Here is a 23960-nt window from a genome sequence, read left to right as displayed (position 1 = left end):
AACGCACTAGATTAGGGGATTCTATGGAAAACGTTCATTCAGCACGCTCAACAATTGTCAAACTGCTTATGTCATTGAAAGGAATTTCCGACGCAACGCCGAATGATATCCTATTGCAATCTCCAGCAATGGATGAAAACTATCAACTCTTGAATTTCCTGAAAAAATTCAGGAAAGGGAAGGAAAAGGGTGAACGGGGTCTTTCCTCAAACGAAATTGTGCTGCTCGGCAATTTAGGGGATTTGCCTTCTCTGACATCCACCTCTGTACAAAATTGGGTGAAACGGGATGTGAAGGAGCTTATCGGACCGCCGGAACTTGGCAAAAAATATTCTGCTGAACAAACTGCCCTTTTACTAATCGTGAAGGATTTAAAAACAATCTTTGACTTTGAAACAATCCGCTCACTGCTTATGAAAGTGTTTAACACCATTTCGGACAGGCAGGATGATTTGATCAGTCCATTAAAATTTTACCGGTTATATACAGAAGTTTTGGATAAAATAACAAACGTGCAGCTCGAGAAAAATAGTGAATTAGAAAACATTCTATATAAAGAAACGAAAAAGCAACTGCAAAACGAGCCTTTGTCGGACGAACAGTTGGACAAAATTTGCCAAGTGGCGGTCGTAGCTGTGCTAGCCGTTTTAACTTCTTTTTTCAAATCAAAAGCAGCTCATTATGTAAACGAAAAGTTGTTATGATGTCGGGATGTCGGCAATGTCATTCCCGGCTCTCGGCTACTTACTATTTCTTTTGGCCATTCCTTTTATATAAAACTCAAGTGCCTGCAAATCCTCAAGCAATTCGTTTTTCATTTTGTCGTACTCCAAGTAGCTTTCATATGTAAACTCCATTTTTTGTTCCATCATCCGCACCATTTCTTGAAGATCTTTGGAAATGCGTTTAAAACAATTGTCAATGATTTCATAATCGGAAAAAGATCTCTCCTTCAATAAAATCTCCTCCTACATTTGTTTACTAACCAATCTTTTCTATAATACCAAACATTTCGTTTTTAGGGAAATGGATTTCAAAAGCAACAACATATTCCATGCATCTTCTCCCGTCTTTTTTCGAATATTAAAAATAAACCGGTAGCTGAAAGGAGTTGAAGGAAATGGCAAAGAGACAGCAACTCGTCGTTCCTGGTGTCGAGCAGGCGCTTGAACAATTTAAAATGGAGATTGCCCAAGAATTTGGCGTTCATCTCAATGCAGACACCACATCCCGGGCAAACGGGTCGGTCGGCGGCGAAATCACGAAACGCCTTATTGGCCAAGCACAGACAAGTTTTCATGACGATTTGAAAAAAAATCGTTGATCATTTTCCATTCCCGTGTTCTTCAATTTTTGGATAAGCTGCGGTAAAATAAGCATAGAAATTGATTGGCTGCTTCTAATGTTTAAGCAACCATATATAGGAGGAACAGAACATGGGAATTGGCTGGACAGAATTTATCTTAATTGTCTTTGTTGCCGTTTTGCTTTTTGGACCAAGCAAACTTCCTGAACTTGGAAAAGCCGCCGGAAGAACGCTTAGGGAATTCAAAATGGCAACAAAAGGAATTCTTGATGAAGAAGAAGAAAAGAAAAAAAGTCACTGATACCCACTGTAAAGGGGCTGTCTGAATCACATGTTTCCAAATAAAAGACCAAAGAATGTTGATTTAACAGCATTCTTTGGTCTTACTTTTTTCATGTTTGGGCTGAAAAACCATTTTTCGGACAACCCCTTTTTACTTTTTTTAACATAAATCATATTTTGGTTTTAACACAAACTATTGAAAAAGATTGGCTCAGAAAGGACGGACACAATTTTATGCATACAATGTGGAAAGGCTCCATCTCATTTGGATTAGTAAATATTCCGATAAAACTGTTTGCGGCAACAGAAGAGAAAGATATTCGTTTCCGCCAGCTGCACAAAAAATGCAATACACCGATTCAATATGAAAAGCGATGCCCAACATGCAATGAAAAAGTGGACAAAGAGGAGATTGTCAAAGGGTTTGAATATGAAAAAGGAAAATTTGTTGTCTTTACCGATGAGGATTGGGAAACATACAATCAAGAGCATACGGATAAAACAATTGAAATTATCGACTTCGTTGATTTGCAAGAAATAGACCCCATTTATTTTAACCGCTCCTATTACACCGGTCCAGGCGAAAACGGACAAAAAGTGTACGCCCTTCTCCGAGAAGCTTTGCTAAAGTCGGGAAAAATCGGCATCGGGAAAATTACGATGCGCTCAAAAGAGCAATTAGTGGTTATCCGAACATATCAACACACCATCTTGATGGAAACGATCCATTACCCGGACGAAGTGCGAAATGCGAAAGATGTACCGGGACTTCCGGAAAATATCAACATTGAAAAAAAAGAACTAGATGCCGCCATGATGCTCATTGACCAGCTCTCGACAACATTTGAACCAGAAAAATATCAAGACGAATACCGGCTCGGGTTGAAAGAGCAAATAGAAGAAAAGATCAGGCAAGGTGAACCGAAAACGCAAGCAGACGCTCCGAAAAAAAATGTCGTCGATTTGTTAAGTGCGCTTGAAGCAAGCATTGAACGTTCCAAATCAGTAAACCAAAAAACGCCAGATAAGAAAAAAACAACTAAAAAGAAGAAAACTGTCCGCCAAAAGGCTTAGTTTTTCCCCACAATAAAGCGCACGGCATCAAGTAATACAGGAAAACAAAAATCGGCTGCCGGGTCACAACCGCCTATTAAAACCGTCCGCACTCCAGCTTTTTTGCCGGCAATCAAATCAACATCGCGATCACCAATCATATAGCTTTTTTTTAAATCAACCTGATATTGTTCGGCTAAATCAAGGATCATTTTCGGATTTGGCTTGCGGCAGCTGCACCTTTCCTTTGGCGCATGGGGACAATATTTAATATCAGTAATGCGCCCGCCTTTACGCCCAATTTCTCGAACCATTTTATCATGAATTTTGTGCAGCATTTTTTCTGACATATACCCTAGTCCGATCCCGCCTTGATTTGTGACAACAAATACTTGAAATCCTGAGCGGTTTAACAGGGCCACCGCTTCGCCAACACCGTCCAACAAATAAAAATCTTCCGGCTTGTTGACAAAATGAACCCTGTTTGTTAAAACTTCATTCACAACACCGTCTCTGTCTAAAAAAACAGCTTTATTCATTATGAAAACCTCCAATCATGAAAGGGTGAATTTCCTTGAAGCCGATGATGCCAACACTATCTTTTCAAATACCAGAAGGACAAGATTGGATTTATGAAACAAAATTCGATGGGTTCCGTGTTTTTTTACAGGCAGAAGAAGGCAGGCTGTCCTTAATGAGCCGAAACGGAAAAGATTTGACCATTTTTTTTCCGGAAATCAAACAGTTTATTGAAAAACATCTACCTATATGGAAGCCTTTTTTTCCGCTCCATTTAGACGGAGAGCTTGCAGTGTTAAAATCGGCGTTTTCATCTGATTTCTCTTTGCTAAAAAAAAGCTGGAAAAGAAAAGAGAAAAAAACAGAAGACCGGCCGGTTCGTTTTCTTGTTTTTGATGTCCTTCTTTACAAAGGGCAAGATTTAACGAAAATGCCGCTTAAGATGAGGAAAAAAAAGCTTTCCTCTCTTTTTCAATCATTGCGACTGCCGTTACATGTATGTCCAGAATTTGAGCAACTTATTCAAATGGTCGAATGTTACGATCAATTTTCACCGTTGTGGGAACTAGTCCGTAAACATAACGGAGAAGGCATCATCGCCAAACATTTGACAAGTACATATGAACAGGGGAAACGAACGAAGAACTGGCTGAAAATCAAAAACTATAAGAAAGCGCTCTTTATTGTATCAGGGATGGATCAGACAAACGGATACGTTCATGTATCCGTCCATCATAAAGAAAAAATGATGCCGGTGGGCGTTTTTTCACACGGTATGAGTGAAGAAGAAAAAAGAGCGCTGTTAAACATTATAAAAAAGAAAGGAAGAAAAAAAAACAGCCTTTATTCCATCGATCCGGCTATCTGCATCAAACTGTTTTTTCTTTCATTTCAAGGCGAAACCTTAAGGGAGCCCTTTTTCGATTCTTTTCAATTGGATCATGATTGGAGGGAATGCACCTATTTACAGCTAAAAATGGCTGAAGCAAATGCGGAAGAGGTTTCCATTACTCATCTTGAGAAACCGCTTTGGCCCAAAGACAATTGGCAAAAGCAAGATTTTTTGCTTTACTTGCTGGATGCCTCCGATTATATGCTCCCTTTTTTGCAAGACCGCGCATTAACCGTCATCCGTTATCCGCACGGCATCATGGGAGATTCGTTTTTTCAAAAAAATTGTCCTGATTATGCCCCGGACTTTATTGAAACGAAAATGATCGATGGGATTCATTACATCATATGCAATGATAAACGTTCCCTTTTGTGGCTCGGAAATCAGCTGGCCATCGAATTTCATCTCCCTTTTCACAAAACGGGGAAAAACAATCCGATTGAAATTGTTTTTGATCTGGATCCCCCTTCAAAAAATGAATTTCATTTAGCTGTTTTTGCAGCTCTGCAATTAAAATCGTGTCTTGACAGATTTGATATCATTTCTTTTCCTAAACTTTCCGGAAACAAAGGCATCCAAGTGCATATTCCGATCGGTTCCGATGATATCACATATGATGAAACACGAATTTTTACATCCTTTTTTGCTCACTATCTTGAAAAACAATTTCCAGATAAACTGACAACTGAACGTTTGAAAAAAAAGCGAGCCGACCGTCTTTATATCGATTATGTTCAACATGGGGAAGGAAAGACGATCATCGCCCCATATTCCGTCAGGGGCAATGAACATGGAATTGTCGCTGCCCCCCTGTATTGGAGCGAAGTCAATGACAAGCTTGATATGGAACGCTTTACTATGGAATATTGTATGAAAAGGTTGAAATCGATAGACTGCCCTATGACCAACTTTTTCTATATCAACCAAGAAGAAAAAATTCGGGAAATAATCCGTCATTTATCATGAGCAATGCCTATACAAGCAAAAACGTTCCAGCATAGTGTAAAACTGTAATGATGAAACTTGATAACAGGAGGGATTGTGAATGTCAGGAGTTGCTGGAGGCTACGGCGCCGGATTTGCGTTAATTGTTGTCTTGTTTATTCTCCTAATTATTGTTGGGGCTTCTTGGTGGTATTAAGAAAAGGGCGGTGTTGATGCCGCCCTCTTACAAAAAGATGTCATCCTGTTTTTTTTGCAATAATTGAAAAGCCTCCTCTGAAGGGATTGGCTTGCTGAAGTAAAAACCTTGCATTTGAAAACAATGATGGTTTTGAAGGAAGGAGATTTGTTCTTTTTTCTCCACGCCTTCCGCTACAATCGCAAGCTTTAAATTTTTGGCCAAGGCAATAATCGTTTTAACGACAACGTCCGTTTCCTTTTCCATAGAAAGATTTTGGATAAAAGAGCGGTCAATTTTAATTTTGTCCAGCTTCAATTTTGTTAAGTAGCTGAGGGAGCTATAGCCAGTTCCGAAATCGTCGATGCTCAGCTTAATGTGCAATTTCTTCAGTTTTTGTATAATTTCCATAAACCATTCCAAATTATACATTGGAACGCTCTCCGTAAATTCAATTTCAAAACATTCGGGGGGAATGTTGTATTTTATCAATAGCTCCTGGATCATATCGACAACATCATGTTGGTAAAATTGCTTGATGGACATGTTTAAACTGATTTTTAAATCGCGGTACCCTTTTTGCCGCCATTCTTGCAATTGCCGGCAAGCTTGTTCCATGCTCCATTTTCCGATTTCGACAATTAAACCGGTTTCTTCGGCAATCGGAATAAATTCCGCAGGAGACACCATTCCCAATTCTTTATGAGGCCATCTAAGCAACACTTCAAAACCGATGATATGTTTTGCTTTTGTATCGACAATCGGCTGATAATATAAAGATAATTCTTTTTTCTTGACCGATTTGTAAAGTTCATTTTCCAAATAAATTCTTCTTTCAAACGACTTGCTCTTGATGTTGTTAAATTGAGTAATCCGCTCGTTTTTTTGCATGCCGATTTGTATGGCAATTTCACTGTTTTTAATTAATGTCTCCGGATCCTGTCCATGCATTGGATAAAACGCAATGCCGATGCTGTAATCATAATAAATTTCTTGTCCATGTATATCCAATAAATCTTTTAAGTTTTCCAGTTTTATAGTAATATTGCGGATAAAATCCTCCTGATCAGCGACATCTTCCATAATAATTAGAAATTCGTTATTGGAAAGCCTTCCAATAAAATATGTATCCGGAAATAAAGCTTTCAATTGACCGGCAAAAGCGCGAATGACTTCATTGCTAACTTCTTTTCCAAATATTTCGTTTATGTATTTGAAACGGCGAATTTGGAGTTTGACAATTGCAGTCGAAACACCTTTCTGGCAAACAGCATTCAAAAAAGCAAACGTGGTGCGTTCATTTGGCAAATTTGTCAAATCATCAAATTGAGTTAAATACTCGATTTTTTTATCTGCTTCTTTTACTTGCGATATATCTTTGATGATAAAGGCAAAACCGTAAAATCTCTGATCTTCGATTAACGGAATGTTTACAATTGAAGAAGGAAGACCTGCGACAACCGCTTCAAAAACAGCAGGTTTGCCAGTTTTTTTCACCGCTTCTGAAATCTCACAGATTTCCTTGTCATTTAGCATATGAAAGCATTCAAAAACAGATTGATTTTTTACGTTGGCATAATTTTGGAACATATTGAACGCCTGCTCGTTTCCATCCTTTATGATCCCATCCGAATCACAAAGAAGAATGGCATCAGGATAGTAACGGAAAATATAGTGATAAAATCTTTGAAAAACGTTCTCCATTGCCCAACACTTCCCAATCACCTTTTCTTACTTACTTTTAATATCGGTAATTAAACCCGTTTCATTTAATAAAAACATTGATTTTTTCCATAAGGAGCTCAAAAAGACAAATGGAGAATATTATCGAAACAAAATATTTTGACTAGAAATGCCTAATTTCTTTAGCAGCTCTCTTAACTGCTGCTGCTCTTCCGCTGATAATCCAGAAAAAGCCCGAGCTATTCGCAGCGCCCGAAGCGGATAAATTTCATCCAAAAAATGCTTTCCTTTTTCCGTCAGTTTGGCGTACATAGAACGTTTGTCGTTCGGATCTTGTTCACGGTAAATAAATCCGCTTTTTTCAAGTTTATCGATCGTGTATGTCACATTGCCGCTAACAAGCAAAAGCCTTGAACCAATTTGTTGGAGCTTTTGCGGCCCTTTCGTGTACAACAATTCCAAGACGGAAAATTCCGTTGGGTTAAATCCGTTTTCTTTGCTGTCGCGGATTGCATGTTCCGAAACACTTTTAAAAGCTCGAGCAAAAACTTGAAACAGTGACAAAGCCCTCTCCATTTCTTCTTGCGTAAAAGAAGATAACATAGCCTCAACCTCGATTATTTTAAGATATTTATTTCATTTTACTATGTTCAAAATTTTTTGTAAACGCTCCCATTGAATGAGGTTTTGGCTTGATTCTGTTCACATGCAACAAGGGAACTCCCTTATTGCATGTGATTATGCGTTAAATTGCTTGACTAAAGCCTGCAATTTGCCAGCAAGCTGAGACATCGATTCGGCACGGGAGGTGATCAATGTTACAGCTTCATTTGTTGCCACTGCGGAAGCGGATGTTTCTTCGATGCTGGCTGCGGCTTCTTCGGAGATTGATGCGATGTTCGAGATTGATTCATTAATGGTTTCGCTTGTTTCCATTATGTTGTTTAGTTCATTTTGAGCATTGAGGATGCTTTCTGTAATTTCTTTAATGTTCTGTTGGATAAGAACGAACGCTTCTCTTGTATCCTTCATAGATTTCGTACCGGCTTCAACCTGGCTGAAGCCTTCTTGGAAGCTTTTCGCGACATTGTTTGTTTGCTCATGAACTTCTTCGACAATTTTTTGGATATCCACGACGGAATTGGAAACTTGTTCGGCCAGTTTTCTAACCTCATCCGCAACGACAGCAAATCCTCTTCCGTATTCTCCTGCTCTTGCCGCTTCTATCGCCGCATTTAACGCCAATAAATTGGTCTGGTCTGCAATCGATTGGATGACATCGACAAGTTTCAAAATTTCTTTCGAACGTTCATCAAGCTGCTGAATTTTTTGTAAATTGACTTTAATATCAGCATACATTTTATCAATGATTTCCATTGACTGATCCATCAACTTGCTTCCATTGTTGGTTAAATCCAATACTTGATTGGATTTTTGCGTCATGGCTGCGCTTCCATTTTGAACGCTGTAAACTTTTTTCATATACATACCCATAGCTTCCGAAAGCTCTGATACAGAATTTGCTTGTGATTCCGCTCCGACTGAAAGCTCTTGCATCGTTGCGGCAATTTGAGTGCTCCCTTCTTTCAACTCTTTGGAAGAAGAGAACAATTCATTACTTTGCTGAGAAACCGTTGCCGAAGCATCAGAAATATCGTGGACAATTTTTCGCAGCTTTTCGGCCATATCGTTGACGGCTTCTATCAAATCTCGAATTTCATCTTTCGTTTTGGTTGTTAACGGTTCATGCACAAGATTCCCTTTAGAAATTTCCTTCATCCGATTTGAAATGCTGACAATAGGCTTGGTGATCGAACCGGCCATTTTGATCGAAGCTATAAAGCCGATTAAAATGGCTAAAACAGATACCAATACAACAATCATAATGGAAAAGCTGCTTGCTGAAATAATGTCATTTCCGCGATCCATCACTTCATTTTGCCGTTCTTCGGCTATTTTCTCAAAGCCTAAAATAATTCCTTCGCCAAGCGGTTGAACCTCTTCCCGCATTTTTTTCATCACTTCATCTTTTCGGCCGAGATCATAGCTAAATAAAATATCATTCCGGACAATAATTTCCCATTCAGCACATTTTGAAATTAAGTCTTTCATTTCTTTCGTTCCGTTAACTTCCAACAACTGCTTCTGCAAGGAGTAGCTATCTTTCGCCACTTCTTCATACCGGTCACGGATGCTTTCATCACCATATAATAAAAATTGGTTGATGAGCGAAATGCGCTCGGCTATGTTGAAGCGCAATTTCTCATTGGCAATTAAACCTTTTACCTCTTCCTTCACGAGATTTTCAGTATCTTTTGAAAAATTGTTCAGCACAAAATAATTAAAGATTGCAATGATGGCAGTTAAAATCATAAGGATTCCAAAACTTCTGAGCAGCCTTTTTCTCAACCCCGATTTTTTCGGTTTGAATCCGCCATTTTTTTCGGAAGCTTTTTTTCTAAAAAGCATCACCATTTTTTCTTGAAAACGCTTACCGTTGATAGACAACTTATTCGGACTTTTTCTAGGTCTCAATAACAATTTCTTCTTCATATAATCCCCTTCCAAGTTCTTTTTTTATTATTATCGGTACAAATTCCAATTTGTTTATGGAATCCTAGTGAAAAGGTCATCCTTCTTTCGAACTGAGCGGCATGGAAAGAAGGCGATCAAAACTCATTTTTTCACTTCCACTTTTTGCAAAATTTTTAATAAATAGATCAACTCATGAAAAAACTTGCCCTCAACAAGAGGACAAGTTTTTTATATTGATATTCCGTTAGGAAGCGTTATGCAAGCCTCGACCTAAGACGACAAATTATTTTCCACTACTTTAGGTTGTTCAAAATGCTGGAAGGTGAGTGCCGCTGCGCCCAGTACTTTTGCCGCAATCAGCATGGCCCGTTCATCAATGTTGAACTTCGGATGGTGATGCGGATAAGCAACTAGCTGCTCCGGGCTTTGAGCGCCTGTGAAAAAAAATGCTCCTTTTACGTGCTTCAAGTAATAGGCAAAGTCCTCTCCGCCCATTTTCGGCTTCGTTTCCACCACCTTTTGAACATCGGCCAATTCGGCTGCAACGTTTTTGATCAATTCAGTTTCGAGCGGATGATTGACAACGGGAGGATAACCGCGAATATATCGGTATTCATATTCACAATCAGCAGCAAGACAGATTCCTTTGACAATTTTTCCGATTTCCTGTTCGATGAATCTTCTGACCTCTTCGTTTAACGTGCGCACTGTCCCGATTAACTCCGCTTCGCTCGGAATGACATTAAAGGCATTTCCGGCTTGAAATGAACAAACCGAAACGACGGCAGCTTCTTGCGAATCAATGCGCCGGCTAGCAATTTGCTGCAAATAGGCGACGATCTGGCATGCGACGGCAATCGCATCTTTTGTCAAGTGAGGCTCCGCTCCATGCCCGCCTTTTCCTTTTACAACAATTTCAAAGCGGTCGGCAGCGGCCATAAAGGGGCCTGTACGGTATAAAATGGTGCCAAGCGGCTCCGTTGCCCAAAGATGGGTGCCGAATATAACATCCACACCATCTAAACAGCCGTCCTCAATCATGGCGATGGCACCACCAGGAGCTACTTCTTCTGCATGTTGATGAATAAATACGATGGTTCCCTCAATGTTTTCTTTCATTTGGACTAGCGCTTTCGCCAAACAAAGAAGTGTTGCTGTATGGCCGTCATGTCCGCAAGCATGCATGACTCCGTCCCGCTTTGACCGATAAGGGACATCATTTTCTTCTTGTATCGGCAATGCATCAAAATCCGCGCGCAACGCAACCGTCTTGCCCGGTTTTCCACCGTATAGCTTTGCCACCACTCCTCTCCCACCTACTCCTGTTCTTACATCAAGTCCTAACTTGCGATGATAGTCGGCAATAAATCGAGGTGTTTCCACTTCTTCAAAAGATAATTCTGGATTTGCATGAAGTTCCCGCCGGATGTCCACCATTTCTTCATATAATTGATCAAGCAGTGTGCATAATGTTTTCACCATTTCCCCTCCGCTTAAGTTTATAAACACTTGGAATTTTTAAATGGAAAAACAATCCTTTAAAAAACTGCAACCCCGTAACGAAATCGCTGCTCCTTTCCATTCTTTTCCTAGAAAAAAGAAGTGATTTGAGGGTACCGCAATCATCCATTAAAAATTGGCTATTTTGCCAACTTTGTTATTTTAGAAATTTCAGATAATTCTTTGGATTTTCTTCTAGATTTCCTGCGCGAAAATGTTTGCAGGCAACTTTTTAAATTTCCGTCCGGTTAACTTTATCAGATAGTGGTTTTCTCAACACCCGGTTGCACGTTTTACAGTTAGATTATTTTTTCTTCCAAGCAACCGCCTGTATTATATCGGTGCCAACTAAGTTTTTTCTGACTGAAGATTTTTCAGTCTTTCTTTTAAATTTTACCAGAAAAAACGGTTAAATTGTATCAATCATTCAATCTATCCGTCATTTTTTACAAAATTTTTTTCTTTAAATTTTACAACAATCAAAATGGTTGTTCTTTATCCATACAAAAAAGACAGGAAACTTCGCATATATATCGGTTAATCAATCAATTTCTTTCCATCTTAGACAATTATGAGCCAAGATCTATAGTATTGGGATAAGCAATATTTGCAGTATGTTCAAAATACTCCCGCAAATGTAAAATCTTGAATTTCCTCTTCACTGAAACCTAGTTCTTTTAAAATGGTTTTTGAGTGCTCTCCAACGTCTGGAATTGGCTTCATTACGAATTCAATATCTTTCATCGTAACAGGCGGAATCAAGGCTTTAATTTTCCCGACTGGCGAATCCACCTCCGTCCATCGGTTCCGAGCCTTTAATTGTGGGTGTTCAATAAATTCTTTAATGGAATTGAGACTTGCATGAGCAATGTTATACCAATCTAGTTTTTCAATTACTTCCTGTGCGGTCATGCTGCTAAATACCGAATGAATAATTCCGGTTAATTCTTGTTTGTTTTCCAATCGGTTGGAGTTGCTGTTAAAGCGCGGATCGGTAGACAATTTCTCCTGTTGGAGTATTTCTTTACAAAATATTGACCATTCTCTTTCATTTTGTATGGCAAAAAAGACCATTTTTCCATCACCAGTTTTAAAAGATCCATATGGGAAAATGGTAGCATGACTGGCACCTGTTCTCTTTGGCTCCACTCCGCCGTAATTTGCATAATACATCGGATAGCCCATCCATTCCGCAAGTGCTTCGAGCATTGAAATCTCAATTATCGTTCCTTGACCGGTTTTTTCTCTTGTAAGTAACGCTGTTAAAATCCCAGTGTAAGCATACATTCCAGCCGCAATATCTGCTATGGAAATGCCGGCTTTTGATGGTGTATCCTCCGTACCCGTAATGGAAACAAGACCTGCTTCACATTGAATTAAAAGATCATAAGCTTTTTTGTTTGTATACGGACCATAAGTACCATATCCTGATATACCGCAAATAATAAGATGTGGATATTTTTCCCTTAATGTTTTTGGAGAATAGCCAAGTCTATCAATGGCTCCGGGCGCAAGATTTTGAATAAATACATCTGCCTTAGAAAGAAGTCGATCCATAATTTCTTTCGATTTATCAGACTTTAAATCTAATGTTATAGATTCTTTTGAGCGGTTTATCCAGACAAAGTGGCTTGACATTCCTTTCACTGTTTTGTCATAACCTCTGGCAAAATCACCTGTCACTGGCCTTTCAATTTTAATGACACGCGCTCCTAAATCAGCCAATTGTCTTGAAGCAAACGGAGCGGCTACCGCCTGTTCTAACGACACTACAGTTATTCCTTCCAATGGTAACACAAAATCCCTCCTTGCTCACTACTTTTTCAAAACTTTACTTGTGCTGATTAAAGATATTAACGCCTTGTTTATACCAGTCATTTCCATAGGCATCATTAATAACAATAGCGGGAAAATCTATAATTTTCATTTTTCGAATAGCTTCTGGACCGAGATCTTCATATGCAATAACTTCAACTTCTTTTATTGTTTGGGCAATCAAAGCCCCTGTTCCTCCAAGAGCAGCAAAATAAACCGCTTTCTTCTTCTTTATTGAATCAATAACCTGTTGGCTGCGATAACCTTTTCCAATCATTCCTTTTAAACCTTTATCAAGCAGAGCAGGGGTATATTTATCCATTCTTCCGCTAGTGGTAGGGCCAGCTGACCCAATAATCTGTCCTGGTTTGGGAGGAGTAGGGCCGACATAATAAATCACTTGTCCCTTGATTTCAAAAGGAAGTTCTTCCCCTTGTTCCAACGCTTCCACCATTCTCCGATGTGCCGCATCCCGTGCAGCAAACACTGTTCCGCTGATTAATACTCGATCTCCTGCTTTTAAAGACAGAACAGTATCTTCATCAAAAGGGGCCGTAATCTTGATTACTGACATAACAATCCTCCAATCATTATGATTAATTTTTCATGTAAACCGTTTGATCAAAACATCAAAAAAAGGTTGCAGACACTTTATTAGGCAAAATATTTTAAAAATTTGTACAATTAACAACACAACGTTATGCTTTTTGAATCAGCGATAATGGTATGATTCAAAAAAATCAATTTTTTATGTTATTTCTAAAAAAGTCTGAACCCTTGGTTCTCTTGATCTCCAAACGTCATTATTTTCACTTTAAAAACAGCCCTGATGCCTGATCATTAAATGGTGGGTGATTCAAAATAAAGCAATGCCAATGTATTCAACCACTGTCTATATTGTCTATACGATATGTCCGAAACCACGACTTCAACTGTTTTTCCCGGTTTAATTCCAAAGCTGTCCAGCTTTCTTAAAATTGATTATGGCGATCTGGTCGTTATCAGCCTAAAAAGTTTTCGCACGTTTCGTAATCATTAAATAATCACTTCTTTATGCCGGCTTGCATGACAGTTCAAATTAACTGCCACTGGAAGAGCAGCGATATGGCAAGGAGCTATTTCAATCTTGACGTCTAGTGCTGTTGTACTTCCCCCCAATCCTTGCGGCCCGATTCCCAATTCATTCATTTCTTTTAATAATTCTTCTTCCAACTCTGCTATTTCCGGCAATGGACTTCTTTCACCAATTGGACGAAATAAAGACTTTTTAGCTAAATATGCGCATTTTTCAAAATTGCCGCCAATTCCAACTCCCACTACAAGTGGAGGACAAGCATTCGGTCCTGCTTCCCTGACAGTATCAACAATAAACGTTTTAACTCCATCCAGGCCGTCTGCAGGTTTCAACATTTTTAGGGAACTCATATTTTCACTACCACCACCTTTGGCGGACATATAAATTTCTATTTTATCTCCCGGCACTACTTCAACGTGAATAACGGCAGGGGCATTGTAATCTGAACTTTTTTCTCTTTTCAAAGGATGGTTTACTATAGAATGTCTTAAAAACCCTTCTTTATAGCCTTTTTTCACCCCTTCATTAATCGCTTCATTCAAATTTCCACCAACAATGTGAACATCCTGACCAAACTTTACTAAAAAGACAGCCACACCTGTATCCTGACACATCGGAACACGATCTTTTTTCGCAATGGCCGCATTTAAAAGCAATTGATTCAACACATCTTTACCTGTATCCGACTTCTCGGATTTGAGAGCATCTCTGAACGCTCCAATCACATCATCATTCAAATCATAGTTGGCCTCTTGACACATTTGGGATACTTTTTCAACAATTTCGTTATAATAAACGGTTCTCAAAGTTCATTACCTCCTAAACATAAGATCTGTCTATTCTGGAACCTCAGTTCTTCCGGTTTGTGGTGCATAACCTCGTTTATACACCATAAAAATCCGTTTAAATTCAATGACAACTTTATGATTTTGGTTGTAACCGACTGTTTTCACTGTAACGATTCCAACATTTGGCCTTGATTTGGATTCTCTTTTTTCTAAAACTTTACTATATGAATAGATAGTGTCCCCTTCAAAAACAGGATTTGGCAGCTTGATATCCGTCCACCCAAGGTTAGCCATTACGTTTTGGGAAACATCAGCTACTGATTGGCCTGTCACAAGCGCTAATGTAAAAGTTGAATCCACCAATGGTTTTTTAAACTCTGTTTTTGCAGCGTACACTTTGTCAAAATGAATGGGATTTGTGTTTTGTGTCAGAAGAGTGAACCAAACGTTGTCTGTCTCCGTTATTGTGCGTCCCAACTGATGTTGATATATGTCTCCAATCTCAAAATCTTCATAAAATCTCCCTATCCAACCTTGTTTCACTGTCATCATATCTACACTCCGTTTCAAAGAATTTTTTCTAATTTTTAAACCACAGCTTCCAGAAAAAGCGGTTTGCTTCTGCATTTAGTTCTGCTATGGCGGTTGTTAACGGAATCTCCTTTGGACATACTTGAACACAGTTTTGCGCGTTCCCGCAATTGGATATTCCTTCTTTACTGACTACAATCTGCAACCGTTCTTCCTTTTTCGTTTTTCCGATTGGATGCATATTAAAATATTTTGTTTGTCCCATTGCTTGCGGTCCAATGAAAGGAGATTTTCTATTTACGTTGGGGCACGCTTCCAAACAACAACCGCATGTCATACAAGTAGAATATTTGTATGCTTCTTGTTGATCTTTTTGCATAATATTCGGACCTGCATCAAGTGCATAAGTTCCATCAATCGGGATCCACCCTTTGATTTTTTTCAGAGCTTCAAACATTTTTTCGCGGTTAACCACCAAATCTCGTTCAACCGGAAAAGTACTCATCGGTTCTAATGTAATGGGATGTTTTAAATGATCCACGAGGGCAGAACACGCTTGCCTGACTTTGCCGTTAATCACCATACTACAAGCCCCGCATACTTCTTCAAGGCAATTATATTCCCAAACAACAGACGAAACTTTCTCACCTTTTACATTCACTGGATTTTTTTGAATTTCCATCAAAGCCGAAATGATATTCATGTTTTTCCGATAAGGTATCTCAAATTCTTCCCAATACGGAAGTGATTTGGAATTAATTTGTCTTTTAATTTTTAATCGAATTGTTTTTTTTCTCTTTTCTTCCATTATCTTTCTCCTTCCCAATGTTAAGGTTTCATTTCAGCTATGCTTTGATCCTTACTGCTTGTGACAATATCGTAACGGCGTTGGCGCGGAGGAATAAAACTCAAATCAACAGGTTCATAACTAAATTTTGGCCCTTCAGGCGTATATTCCGCTAAAGTCGTTTTTAACCAATTTTCATCATCCCGATCTGGGTATTCTGGTTTATAATGAGCTCCACGGCTTTCGTTTCGATTGAGAGCCCCCAACGTAATAACACGAGCAAGCACCAGCATATTCCGAAGCTGTCTAACAAATGCAACAGTTCGGTTATGCCATCGCGATTTATCATCTATGCCAATGTTGTGCCATCTTTCCATGAGCTCCTGAAGTTTCTCATCTGTTTTTTGCAAGCGATCGTTATATCTCACGACTGTAACGTTTTCCACCATCCAGTCACTCATCTCTACATGAAGTTGATAAGGATTCTCTTTGCCATCCATTTTATAAATTTGATTCATATATTCTTCTTCTTTCTTTCTTTCCTTTTCAAACAAATTAGTTGGAATGTCTTCCCATGATTTTTCAAGACCTTTGACATATTTTACAGCATTTGGTCCAGCTACCATTCCTCCAAAAATGGCAGAAACGAGCGAGTTTGCCCCCAGACGATTCGCACCGTGATATTGATAATCACATTCCCCACAGGCAAATAATCCCGGGATATTAGTCATTTGATTATAATCCACCCATAATCCCCCCATTGAATAGTGCATGGCGGGAAAAATTTTCATCGGTACTTTTCGCGGATCCTCCCCAACAAATTTTTCGTAAATATTTAGGATGCCTCCAAGCTTTTGTTCCAGCTTTTGTTCCGGCAAATGCGACAAATCGAGGTACACCATATTCTCGCCGTTGATCCCAAGCTTCAAGTCGACGCAAACATGGAAAATTTCTCTTGTTGCAATATCACGCGGCACAAGATTGCCGTATGCTGGATATTTTTCCTCAAGAAAATACCAAGGTTTCCCTTCTTTATAAACCCAAATTCTCCCACCTTCGCCACGAGCTGATTCTGACATAAGGCGAAGCTTATCATCTCCCGGTATTGCGGTAGGATGAATCTGGATAAATTCACCATTTGCGTAACGAACTCCTTGCTGATAAGCTATACTGTGAGCGCTTCCAGTATTGATGACAGAATTTGTGCTTTTTCTGAAAATACTCCCTATACCTCCACTTGCTAATATAACTGCATCTGCAGGGAACTCTTTCATCTTCATTGATTTTAAATCTTGAGCAACAATTCCTCGGCATCGTCCTTCATCGTCGATGATAAGCGAAACCATTTCCCAATATTCAAATTTCTTGACAAGCCCATCAACCTCATATTTTCTTACCTGTTCATCAAGAGCATACAAAATTTGCTGCCCTGTTGTTGCACCTGCGAAAGCAGTTCTTGAATACTTGGCGCCGCCAAGACGACGGAAGTCAATTTTTCCTTCTTCTGTACGATTGAATTGAACCCCCATTCTCGCCAACAAATAAATGATGTCGGGTGCTGCCTCACACATCGCTTTAACTGGAGGTTGGTTCGCCAAAAAATCGCCGCCATATATAGTGTCATCAAAATGCTCCCAAGTTGAGTCGCCTTCACCTTTTGTATTGACCGCGCCATTTATGCCTCCTTGAGCGCAGACTGAATGAGAACGTCGAACAGGAACAAGAGAAAACAACTTTACTTTTCCGCCTTTTTCAGCAATCTTGATTGTTGCCATTAACCCAGCAAGCCCGCCGCCTACGACTATATACTCGTCTTTTTTCATATAGGCCAACCTCCTAAATTTTATATAAATGCCATTAATATTCCGATACCTGCAGTGCTGAGCAACAGAAATAATCCAAGACTAAGTTGTGATGCCACATACTGAGACTTCTTGCCAATTGTAATGCCCCATGTTATTAAACTTGTCGCCAAGCCATTGGAAAAATGAAATGCAGTTGAAACTACACCAAGTAGATAAAATAGAAAAATTAGCGGATTCTGCAGATGCTCACTGACGAGATGATAGTTTACTGGCTGATCATGAATTGCTGTAGCAATCCTGAAAGACCATACATGGTAAACGACAAACATCAATGTGATGACACCAGAAATTCTTTGAAATAAAAAGAACCAGTTTCTTCTATATGAATAATGGGATGTATTGCTAACAGAGGTAAAGGCGATATAAAGACCGTAAATAGCATGAAACAACAATGGCAACGCGATCAGAACAAATTCAAAAATAATTAAAAAAGGAATCGATTGAATGAGGTTAACTGTGTTGTTAAAGTTTTCTTCACCGATGATTGCTGTAGCATTTGAAAAAAAATGCTCCAATAAAAACAGTCCCAAAGGAATTACACCTGACAATGAATGAAGCCTAGTCAAGACAAACCTTCCGCTAGATGGATTTGTTTTCACATTAACGGCAGACCTCATTTTTCCAAATCCTCCACTTCCTCAAAATTTTGAGAGTTGACCCAACGGATATTGGATATTGGATCCAAAAGTTTTTTTTCAGAAATAAACTAAGCAACTTCTTAGTTTATTTCTTTTTCTTTATTAAACATCAAAAACGGATTTCTTCTTACTTGCCCTTAATCTCTCTATAAATTTGCTTCCGGTATTCAGTATATGCTCCGCCAACGCATCAGATGCCTGTTTTTTATTCCCTGCTAATATAGCGCTCAATATTTTGCGGTGTTCTTCCTTCGATCTTTCTGTTTGACCGCTTAAGAAATGAGGCGTTTCCTGAGGAAATCCATTCCAGAGTGTTTCAATAAAAGAAAGCAATCGTTGCCACGGACATTTCTTTATAAGTAATTGATGGAATTCAATGTTCAATTGAACATACTGTTCGATATCATCCGTATTCTCCATCTTTTCAACAAGTTCTTTTAACTGTTTATAGTCTTCTTCGTCAAAATAAGCCATGCTTTGTTCAATCGCCATGCTCTCAAGTTTGGCTCTCAGCTCATATATTTCCCGAACATCTTCTATTTGAATGGATTTTACTATTGCTCCTTTGTGAGGCTCAAGAATAACCAAACCTTCGGATTCCAATTTTCGCAGCGCTTCCCTGACCGGCATCCGACTAACTCCTAGTTGTTCAGCAAGTTCTGACTGTTTTAGTCTTTCTCCTGGTTTAAAATCACCGTTAAGGATCGCTTTCCTAAGAACATTGCAAACCTTTAAATGGAGAGTGTCACGGTCTTCCACTTTTAAGTTTATCCGATTCGACATACGTGGCTTAACCCTTTCTAGTCAGTGTATTTGAAAAGAATATTCACGTTTTTGATTTTCAACGTCCAGATTGTGAAAAAAGTTTTGTTCTATACTTTATAGGATATAGGATCCAAACTTCAATGTCTATAATTTTTTGAAAAATTAAACATTTTATCCCTGCTTCCATATACAGTCAGCGTCTTCACTTTTCCAAGCAGTTGTTTGAAATAAAACTCATACAGCGGACGTGTGAATTATCATATGAAATGAATTCCCTTTAAAACCTGAACACCTTTTTAATGATGTGCCCATTCCCCAGTTCCTTTCAGCAGATTCTTGCAATGCGTGATATTTTCCAGCTTCATAACTTTTTCTACTATCGAATCAACCTGTTTCGGCGGTAAATTTTTTGTCAGCTGTTTAAACTTACCGATCATTTCCTCCAATGATGCTGGATTTTCCGGATCTCCTTTAGGGTAACGGGTTTTCTTTGTAATGACCTTTCCATTTGTTAATTTGATTTGTACATTTGATCCCCATTCGATTGGATATCTTTCTTCTATTTCTGGATCGACCCCTACATTTATCTTATCCATCAAGTCTCGTATAACTGTATTATGAAGCATTTTTTCATTAAAATCGTCTAAAGCGCCTCGCCGTTTTACAAGTGCAAGCGCTGTACAAAACTGGAGGCTGAATTTTGCGCCATATACTGTCATAGGATTTGGATTATTCGTGATATTCAGGGCAACTTGATAAGTTTGAACATTCACTTTTTCAACATCTTCTACTCTAATATCGTGATCGTTGGCAAGCTCAATAGCCAAATCCATTGCTGAATGTGTATGGCGACAGGAAGCATGAATTTTAAATGAATTTTCCTTAATTTTAAATACTTCGCCAAGCTTGTTTGTAACCTTATCTAGTTGATAGTTTTCTGACATCGCTTCGAAAAATCCGCGCTTTCCCTCTAAAATCTTCCTCGCAGCTGAAAATCCTTTTTTAGATAGCAGCGTCGACATAACCCCGTTCATTGCGGCTTTTCCGGGGTGAAGCTGCTTGCTCATAGCTGAGTCCTCAATAAATTCCCACAATCCTGCGGCTTGTGTGCCAGCAGATCCAAGAGCATGTATGATTTGTTCTTCATTTAATTCAAGAAGTTTCGCCGCTGCTGCCGCTGCTCCAAACGTTCCGCATGTTGCTGTGTTATGCCAATAATAATAATGTGATGGAGAAACTGCTTCGCCAATGCGATAACATACTTCATACCCAATAGTTACGGCAGCAATTAAATCTTTTCCGGATTTGTTCTTCCACTCTGCAACTGCAAGCGCAGCCGGAATAACTACTGTCGCAGCATGTATAATGGAAGATTTGTGAATATCATCAAGTTCTACAACATGACTTGAAGCGCCATTTAATAGAGCTGCATTTAATACAGATGAACTTCCTCCTGTAATTAATGTTGCTTGTGGTGATCCGCCCTGCTCTTCCACAAGTTCTTTTATTATTTGAATCGGTTGCGTTTTTCTTCCTGCATACGCTGAACCAATCCAATCCAAAATGCATATTTTCGTGAATTCTCTTACATCTTTCGGTATATCCTCATAGTTTGTTTGAATAATGTATTGAGCCAATTTTTTGGAAATTGTCATGTCTCCTTCCTCCTCCCACAATTGTTTTTACAGAAAAATGTTTTGATCTAAATGACAACCTATCGCGTTCATCAAATGATGACAGCACCACTCATCCTTTAATTTAAATGCCCCTAAAATGTTCTAATTACCATTAGAAACACAATGATTTTATAGGAAAATCGTGCAAATCGTGGCCAAGTTCTCAATATTGGATAAAATCTTACTCCCGGCCCAGCGAACCTAAATTCCCGAAAAATAAAACTGCTTCCTTTTTACACAAAGTTCAGGACTTCATTTAAATCGTTATGTCTTTCTTTTTTCTAAGTTTTTCTTCATGGATAGCAATTCCTTCGCTTTTTTATATACAGGATAATCAACCATTTTATTTCTGATGGAGATAGATGCAATCCCTTTTTTTTCGGCCTCTTCAAACGCCTTCACTATTTCCCGGGCATTTTCAATGTCCGCTTCCGCAGGGGAAAAAACTTCATTGACAGTTTCTACTTGTTTTGGATGAATAACTAATTTCGATTTAAATCCGATTTGTTTTGAAAGTTTCGCTTCGTTTCTTAAACCTTCTTCATCATTGAGATCTGAATATACCGAATCAATCGGACTTTGAATTTCTGCACACCTGGAAGCAATTACTATTTTTGAGCGGGCATATAAAAGTTCCAATCCTTGTCTTGTCAATTCACAACCAACATCCAGCGAAAAATCAATGGAACCAAAAGCCAAGCGGGAAACAAGTCGATGAGATTTTGCTATTTCGTAAGCATTCTGAACGCCTTTCGCTGATTCAATAAGAGGAATAACTTCAAAATTGTCCTTATTATATTTTTTTAACAATTGTGTCACATTGTTACAAACCGTTTCGACAACATTTCCCAACTCCGGTTTTGGAAGCATAATTCCGTCAGCGTTTATCAATACAGCAGTTTCAATATCCTTTTTCCAAAATGGGGTCGAATGGCCATTTACGCGAATGATAAATGGTTTATCTACATTTCTATTTCTAAAAAAATCCAAAATTACTTCTCTAGCTTGATCTTTTTGGCTGTACTCAACCGCATCCTCTAAATCAACAATGACGCAATCCGCATTTGAATGAATTGCTTTTTCTAATACATTTGTTTTGGATCCGGGAACAAATAAATATGATCGTATCACAAAAAAACTCCTTTCAAAAATCATTTTTTTAGATGGCGTATTTATTCAACAAGAAGCAATGAAATTTGCGGGAAAACTATTACAATCACCAATGTGAAAATGATTAACAGGTAGAAAGGCAAAACTCCCTTGATAACTGCTTCAACTTTTTCTTTTGCTATACCACTCACAACAAACAAATTTAATCCTACCGGAGGCGTGATCATCGCCAACTCCATGTTGATAGTCATAATAATTGCGAAATGAATAATGTTTATATCAAACAAAGCTAGTACTGGCAATAAAATTGGGAGCGTAATCAAAATAATGGCAATAGATTCAAGAAACATTCCTAAAATGAAAAACATGATATTAACACCGATTAGGAATAGCCATTTATTACTTGCGTGTTCTTCAATCCAAGCAGCCAAGTTTTGAGGTACTTGCTCCGTTGTTAAAAACATCCCGAAAACAAATGCAGAGGAAATTATTAGAAAAATCATCGAAGTAATATTAATTGACTCGATCACAACTGCTTTAAACTGGGAAAAATTCATTTCTTTATAAATGAAAATAGATACAATAATGCCGTACAAACAAGCCACAAACGCCGCTTCTGTCGGTGTAACAATCCCTATATATATTCCTCCGAGAATAATAACCGGAAGCAAAATTCCCCAAAATGCTTTTTTTGTTTTTTTTATGCGCTCCGAAAAGCTTTCTTTTGGAAGCATCCCATAGTTATTCTTTCTTGCATGAATGATTGCTGAAACAACTAAAACACCACAAAGCAGCAAACCAGGTAATATCCCAGCAGTAAAGAGTTTTCCCACTGATTCTTCAGAAACGCTTCCATAAATAATGAGCGGTATGGAAGGAGGTATTAAAATTCCTAATGTCCCAGATGCCGCAACAAGTCCCATCGCATATTTTTTGCTATATCCAGCATTCACCATACCCGGGATCATAATACTGCCGATTGCTGCAGCTGTAGCAGGACTTGATCCTGAGATGGCCGCAAACAAGGTGCAGGCCAAAATAGTGACAATAGCAAGCCCCCCGCGAATATGACCTACCCAAGATTTCAACGCTTCAATCAAATATTTGGAAATACCACCTTTTGACATTATGATGCCCGCAAATACAAATCCCGGAATTGACATTAATGTGGCCGAGTTTAGTGACGTAAATATTTTTTGCACAACGGTGTATAATGTAAAATCAATCATTTTGAGAGCAATTAAACTGGAGAGCCCTAGACTAATAGCAATAGGTATCCTTATTAAACAAAACAACGCAAATGTAAGAAAGAGGACAAAAACTGGACTCATTTATGAACCTCCTCAGTATATTTTTCAAGGAATTCACTTTTGCTGGCTGCGCCGATGATCTCTTCTTCGTCACCAATAATTGCGCGATACATTTTCACAATGAAATAAAGAGAGAGAAGAGCCATTCCCACCGGCATAACTGCGTACGTAATCCAAACTGGCATTCCTACATCAATCGTTACTAAATCTTGTTGTTTTGAAAGCGCTGTCATTTGAAACCCAGTAAAAGCAAGATAAATACTATACAAAGCTCCAAGCAGATTTCCAATCATGCACAATATTTTTTTTATTCGGTATGGCAACTTATCATATAATAGGTCAACTGCAATATGGTGGTTATGTCGCAAAGCAATGGCAAACCCGATAAATATTGACCAAACCATCACCATTTCAAAAATTTCATTTACCCATGATGTAGGAGCATTTAAAATGTAACGCATAAACACCCCATAAATACTGATCGCTACACCGATCACAAACAAAATACCCGAAATCCACTCTTCCGCTTTTTCAAGAATTTTTAACAAAACGGTTTCCCCCTTGCGAAAGTATTTTTAATTTTTGGATCCAAAATACATTATCCTTTTTTATATAATATACTATAATTCATGCAATAATTGAACAATTTTTTTGAATTTTTTAATTATTTTGTATATTCACAACAATAAATTAATTTGTTATAATTCATT

The 23960-nt window shown here is 38.5% G+C and carries 24 protein-coding genes; 6 read left to right on the top strand and 18 right to left on the bottom strand.

Going from position 1 to position 23960, the window contains the following annotated elements; translation table 11 throughout:
* Positions 1–23 precede the first annotated feature (23 nt).
* On the top strand, positions 24–704 hold the full coding sequence (locus AC0KTX_RS02060; RefSeq protein ID WP_474250568.1) for a DUF1836 domain-containing protein: 681 nt from the start codon (positions 24–26) through the stop codon (positions 702–704).
* 36 nt (positions 705–740) lie between these two features.
* Here the strand turns inward: AC0KTX_RS02060 and AC0KTX_RS02055 are convergent, their stop codons facing one another.
* A complete protein-coding gene (locus AC0KTX_RS02055; RefSeq protein WP_474250567.1) occupies positions 741–956 on the bottom strand; it encodes a hypothetical protein in 216 nt (71 codons plus the stop codon).
* A 164-nt stretch (positions 957–1120) separates the two neighbouring features.
* On the opposite strand from AC0KTX_RS02055, the gene AC0KTX_RS02050 reads away from it, so the two are divergent.
* The 3 genes from AC0KTX_RS02050 (at position 1121) to ku (ending at position 2662) form a co-directional block, all read left to right on the top strand.
* Entirely contained in the window at positions 1121–1324 is a 204-nt protein-coding gene (locus AC0KTX_RS02050; RefSeq protein WP_474250566.1) for a small, acid-soluble spore protein, alpha/beta type, read from the top strand.
* Between the two features lie 112 nt (positions 1325–1436).
* Entirely contained in the window at positions 1437–1607 is a 171-nt protein-coding gene (locus AC0KTX_RS02045; RefSeq protein ID WP_474250565.1) for a twin-arginine translocase TatA/TatE family subunit, read from the top strand.
* A gap of 215 nt (positions 1608–1822) precedes the next feature.
* On the top strand, positions 1823–2662 hold the full coding sequence (gene ku, locus AC0KTX_RS02040; protein WP_474250564.1) for a non-homologous end joining protein Ku: 840 nt from the start codon (positions 1823–1825) through the stop codon (positions 2660–2662).
* On the opposite strand, the gene AC0KTX_RS02035 is transcribed toward ku, so the two are convergent.
* Positions 2659–3180 (bottom strand): D-glycero-alpha-D-manno-heptose-1,7-bisphosphate 7-phosphatase, encoded by a 522-nt coding sequence (locus AC0KTX_RS02035; RefSeq protein WP_474250563.1) that lies wholly within the window; start codon positions 3178–3180, stop codon positions 2659–2661. The genes ku and AC0KTX_RS02035 overlap by 4 nt on opposite strands.
* A gap of 44 nt (positions 3181–3224) precedes the next feature.
* Here AC0KTX_RS02035 and AC0KTX_RS02030 point away from each other — a divergent pair, with 44 nt between their 5' ends.
* Positions 3225–5018: a DNA ligase D gene (locus AC0KTX_RS02030; RefSeq protein ID WP_474250616.1), complete on the top strand. Its 1794-nt coding sequence runs from the start codon at positions 3225–3227 to the stop codon at positions 5016–5018.
* A gap of 79 nt (positions 5019–5097) precedes the next feature.
* Complete coding sequence (locus AC0KTX_RS02025; protein WP_474250562.1) at positions 5098–5193, top strand: YjcZ family sporulation protein; 96 nt, start codon at positions 5098–5100, stop codon at positions 5191–5193.
* Between the two features lie 27 nt (positions 5194–5220).
* On the opposite strand, the gene AC0KTX_RS02020 is transcribed toward AC0KTX_RS02025, so the two are convergent.
* The 16 genes from AC0KTX_RS02020 to AC0KTX_RS01945 form a co-directional block, all read right to left on the bottom strand.
* On the bottom strand, positions 5221–6876 hold the full coding sequence (locus AC0KTX_RS02020) for a putative bifunctional diguanylate cyclase/phosphodiesterase (RefSeq protein WP_474250561.1): 1656 nt from the start codon (positions 6874–6876) through the stop codon (positions 5221–5223).
* Between the two features lie 120 nt (positions 6877–6996).
* Positions 6997–7458, bottom strand: coding sequence for a MarR family winged helix-turn-helix transcriptional regulator (locus tag AC0KTX_RS02015; protein ID WP_474250560.1), 462 nt, complete (start codon positions 7456–7458; stop codon positions 6997–6999).
* Positions 7459–7593: 135 nt separating this feature from the next.
* Positions 7594–9408 (bottom strand): methyl-accepting chemotaxis protein, encoded by a 1815-nt coding sequence (locus tag AC0KTX_RS02010; RefSeq protein WP_474250559.1) that lies wholly within the window; start codon positions 9406–9408, stop codon positions 7594–7596.
* Positions 9409–9660: 252 nt separating this feature from the next.
* Positions 9661–10872, bottom strand: a complete 1212-nt coding sequence (locus tag AC0KTX_RS02005) for a M20 family metallopeptidase (protein ID WP_474250558.1) — start codon at positions 10870–10872, stop codon at positions 9661–9663.
* 636 nt (positions 10873–11508) lie between these two features.
* Entirely contained in the window at positions 11509–12687 is a 1179-nt protein-coding gene (locus AC0KTX_RS02000; protein ID WP_474250557.1) for a CaiB/BaiF CoA transferase family protein, read from the bottom strand.
* Positions 12688–12721: 34 nt separating this feature from the next.
* On the bottom strand, positions 12722–13279 hold the full coding sequence (locus tag AC0KTX_RS01995; RefSeq protein ID WP_474250556.1) for a Fe-S-containing hydro-lyase: 558 nt from the start codon (positions 13277–13279) through the stop codon (positions 12722–12724).
* 461 nt (positions 13280–13740) lie between these two features.
* Complete coding sequence (locus AC0KTX_RS01990) at positions 13741–14586, bottom strand: fumarate hydratase (RefSeq protein ID WP_474250555.1); 846 nt, start codon at positions 14584–14586, stop codon at positions 13741–13743.
* A gap of 30 nt (positions 14587–14616) precedes the next feature.
* Positions 14617–15117 (bottom strand): MaoC family dehydratase, encoded by a 501-nt coding sequence (locus AC0KTX_RS01985; protein ID WP_474250554.1) that lies wholly within the window; start codon positions 15115–15117, stop codon positions 14617–14619.
* A 31-nt stretch (positions 15118–15148) separates the two neighbouring features.
* A complete protein-coding gene (gene sdhB / locus AC0KTX_RS01980; protein WP_474250553.1) occupies positions 15149–15907 on the bottom strand; it encodes a succinate dehydrogenase iron-sulfur subunit in 759 nt (252 codons plus the stop codon).
* 20 nt (positions 15908–15927) lie between these two features.
* Positions 15928–17709, bottom strand: a complete 1782-nt coding sequence (gene sdhA / locus AC0KTX_RS01975) for a succinate dehydrogenase flavoprotein subunit (RefSeq protein ID WP_474250552.1) — start codon at positions 17707–17709, stop codon at positions 15928–15930.
* Between the two features lie 20 nt (positions 17710–17729).
* Entirely contained in the window at positions 17730–18368 is a 639-nt protein-coding gene (locus AC0KTX_RS01970; RefSeq protein ID WP_474250551.1) for a succinate dehydrogenase/fumarate reductase transmembrane subunit, read from the bottom strand.
* Between the two features lie 123 nt (positions 18369–18491).
* Entirely contained in the window at positions 18492–19172 is a 681-nt protein-coding gene (locus AC0KTX_RS01965) for a GntR family transcriptional regulator (protein WP_474250550.1), read from the bottom strand.
* Between the two features lie 278 nt (positions 19173–19450).
* Positions 19451–20809, bottom strand: a complete 1359-nt coding sequence (locus tag AC0KTX_RS01960) for an MmgE/PrpD family protein (RefSeq protein WP_474250549.1) — start codon at positions 20807–20809, stop codon at positions 19451–19453.
* 285 nt (positions 20810–21094) lie between these two features.
* On the bottom strand, positions 21095–21961 hold the full coding sequence (locus tag AC0KTX_RS01955) for an HpcH/HpaI aldolase/citrate lyase family protein (RefSeq protein ID WP_474250548.1): 867 nt from the start codon (positions 21959–21961) through the stop codon (positions 21095–21097).
* 41 nt (positions 21962–22002) lie between these two features.
* Positions 22003–23271, bottom strand: a complete 1269-nt coding sequence (locus tag AC0KTX_RS01950) for a TRAP transporter large permease (RefSeq protein ID WP_474250547.1) — start codon at positions 23269–23271, stop codon at positions 22003–22005.
* Entirely contained in the window at positions 23268–23798 is a 531-nt protein-coding gene (locus AC0KTX_RS01945) for a TRAP transporter small permease (RefSeq protein WP_474250546.1), read from the bottom strand. Before AC0KTX_RS01945 ends, AC0KTX_RS01950 begins: the two co-directional genes overlap by 4 nt.
* Positions 23799–23960: the final 162 nt, after the last annotated feature.

Source organism: Aeribacillus sp. JST-2 (assembly GCF_056032925.1).
The sequence above is the reverse complement of the archived record's forward strand: the minus strand, read 5'-3'. Positions and strand labels throughout refer to the sequence as shown.

Coding starts and splice junctions, on each gene's coding strand:
- AC0KTX_RS02060 (WP_474250568.1), top strand. CDS start 24: ATGGAAAACGTTCATTCAGCACGCTCAACAATTGTCAAACTGCTTATG.
- AC0KTX_RS02050 (WP_474250566.1), top strand. CDS start 1,121: ATGGCAAAGAGACAGCAACTCGTCGTTCCTGGTGTCGAGCAGGCGCTT.
- AC0KTX_RS02045 (WP_474250565.1), top strand. CDS start 1,437: ATGGGAATTGGCTGGACAGAATTTATCTTAATTGTCTTTGTTGCCGTT.
- ku (WP_474250564.1), top strand. CDS start 1,823: ATGCATACAATGTGGAAAGGCTCCATCTCATTTGGATTAGTAAATATT.
- AC0KTX_RS02035 (WP_474250563.1), bottom strand. CDS start 3,180: ATGAATAAAGCTGTTTTTTTAGACAGAGACGGTGTTGTGAATGAAGTT.
- AC0KTX_RS02030 (WP_474250616.1), top strand. CDS start 3,225: ATGATGCCAACACTATCTTTTCAAATACCAGAAGGACAAGATTGGATT.
- AC0KTX_RS02025 (WP_474250562.1), top strand. CDS start 5,098: ATGTCAGGAGTTGCTGGAGGCTACGGCGCCGGATTTGCGTTAATTGTT.
- AC0KTX_RS02020 (WP_474250561.1), bottom strand. CDS start 6,876: ATGGAGAACGTTTTTCAAAGATTTTATCACTATATTTTCCGTTACTAT.
- AC0KTX_RS02015 (WP_474250560.1), bottom strand. CDS start 7,458: ATGTTATCTTCTTTTACGCAAGAAGAAATGGAGAGGGCTTTGTCACTG.
- AC0KTX_RS02010 (WP_474250559.1), bottom strand. CDS start 9,408: ATGAAGAAGAAATTGTTATTGAGACCTAGAAAAAGTCCGAATAAGTTG.
- AC0KTX_RS02005 (WP_474250558.1), bottom strand. CDS start 10,872: ATGGTGAAAACATTATGCACACTGCTTGATCAATTATATGAAGAAATG.
- AC0KTX_RS01995 (WP_474250556.1), bottom strand. CDS start 13,279: ATGTCAGTAATCAAGATTACGGCCCCTTTTGATGAAGATACTGTTCTG.
- AC0KTX_RS01985 (WP_474250554.1), bottom strand. CDS start 15,117: ATGACAGTGAAACAAGGTTGGATAGGGAGATTTTATGAAGATTTTGAG.
- sdhB (WP_474250553.1), bottom strand. CDS start 15,907: ATGGAAGAAAAGAGAAAAAAAACAATTCGATTAAAAATTAAAAGACAA.
- sdhA (WP_474250552.1), bottom strand. CDS start 17,709: ATGAAAAAAGACGAGTATATAGTCGTAGGCGGCGGGCTTGCTGGGTTA.
- AC0KTX_RS01970 (WP_474250551.1), bottom strand. CDS start 18,368: ATGAGGTCTGCCGTTAATGTGAAAACAAATCCATCTAGCGGAAGGTTT.
- AC0KTX_RS01965 (WP_474250550.1), bottom strand. CDS start 19,172: ATGTCGAATCGGATAAACTTAAAAGTGGAAGACCGTGACACTCTCCAT.
- AC0KTX_RS01960 (WP_474250549.1), bottom strand. CDS start 20,809: ATGACAATTTCCAAAAAATTGGCTCAATACATTATTCAAACAAACTAT.
- AC0KTX_RS01950 (WP_474250547.1), bottom strand. CDS start 23,271: ATGAGTCCAGTTTTTGTCCTCTTTCTTACATTTGCGTTGTTTTGTTTA.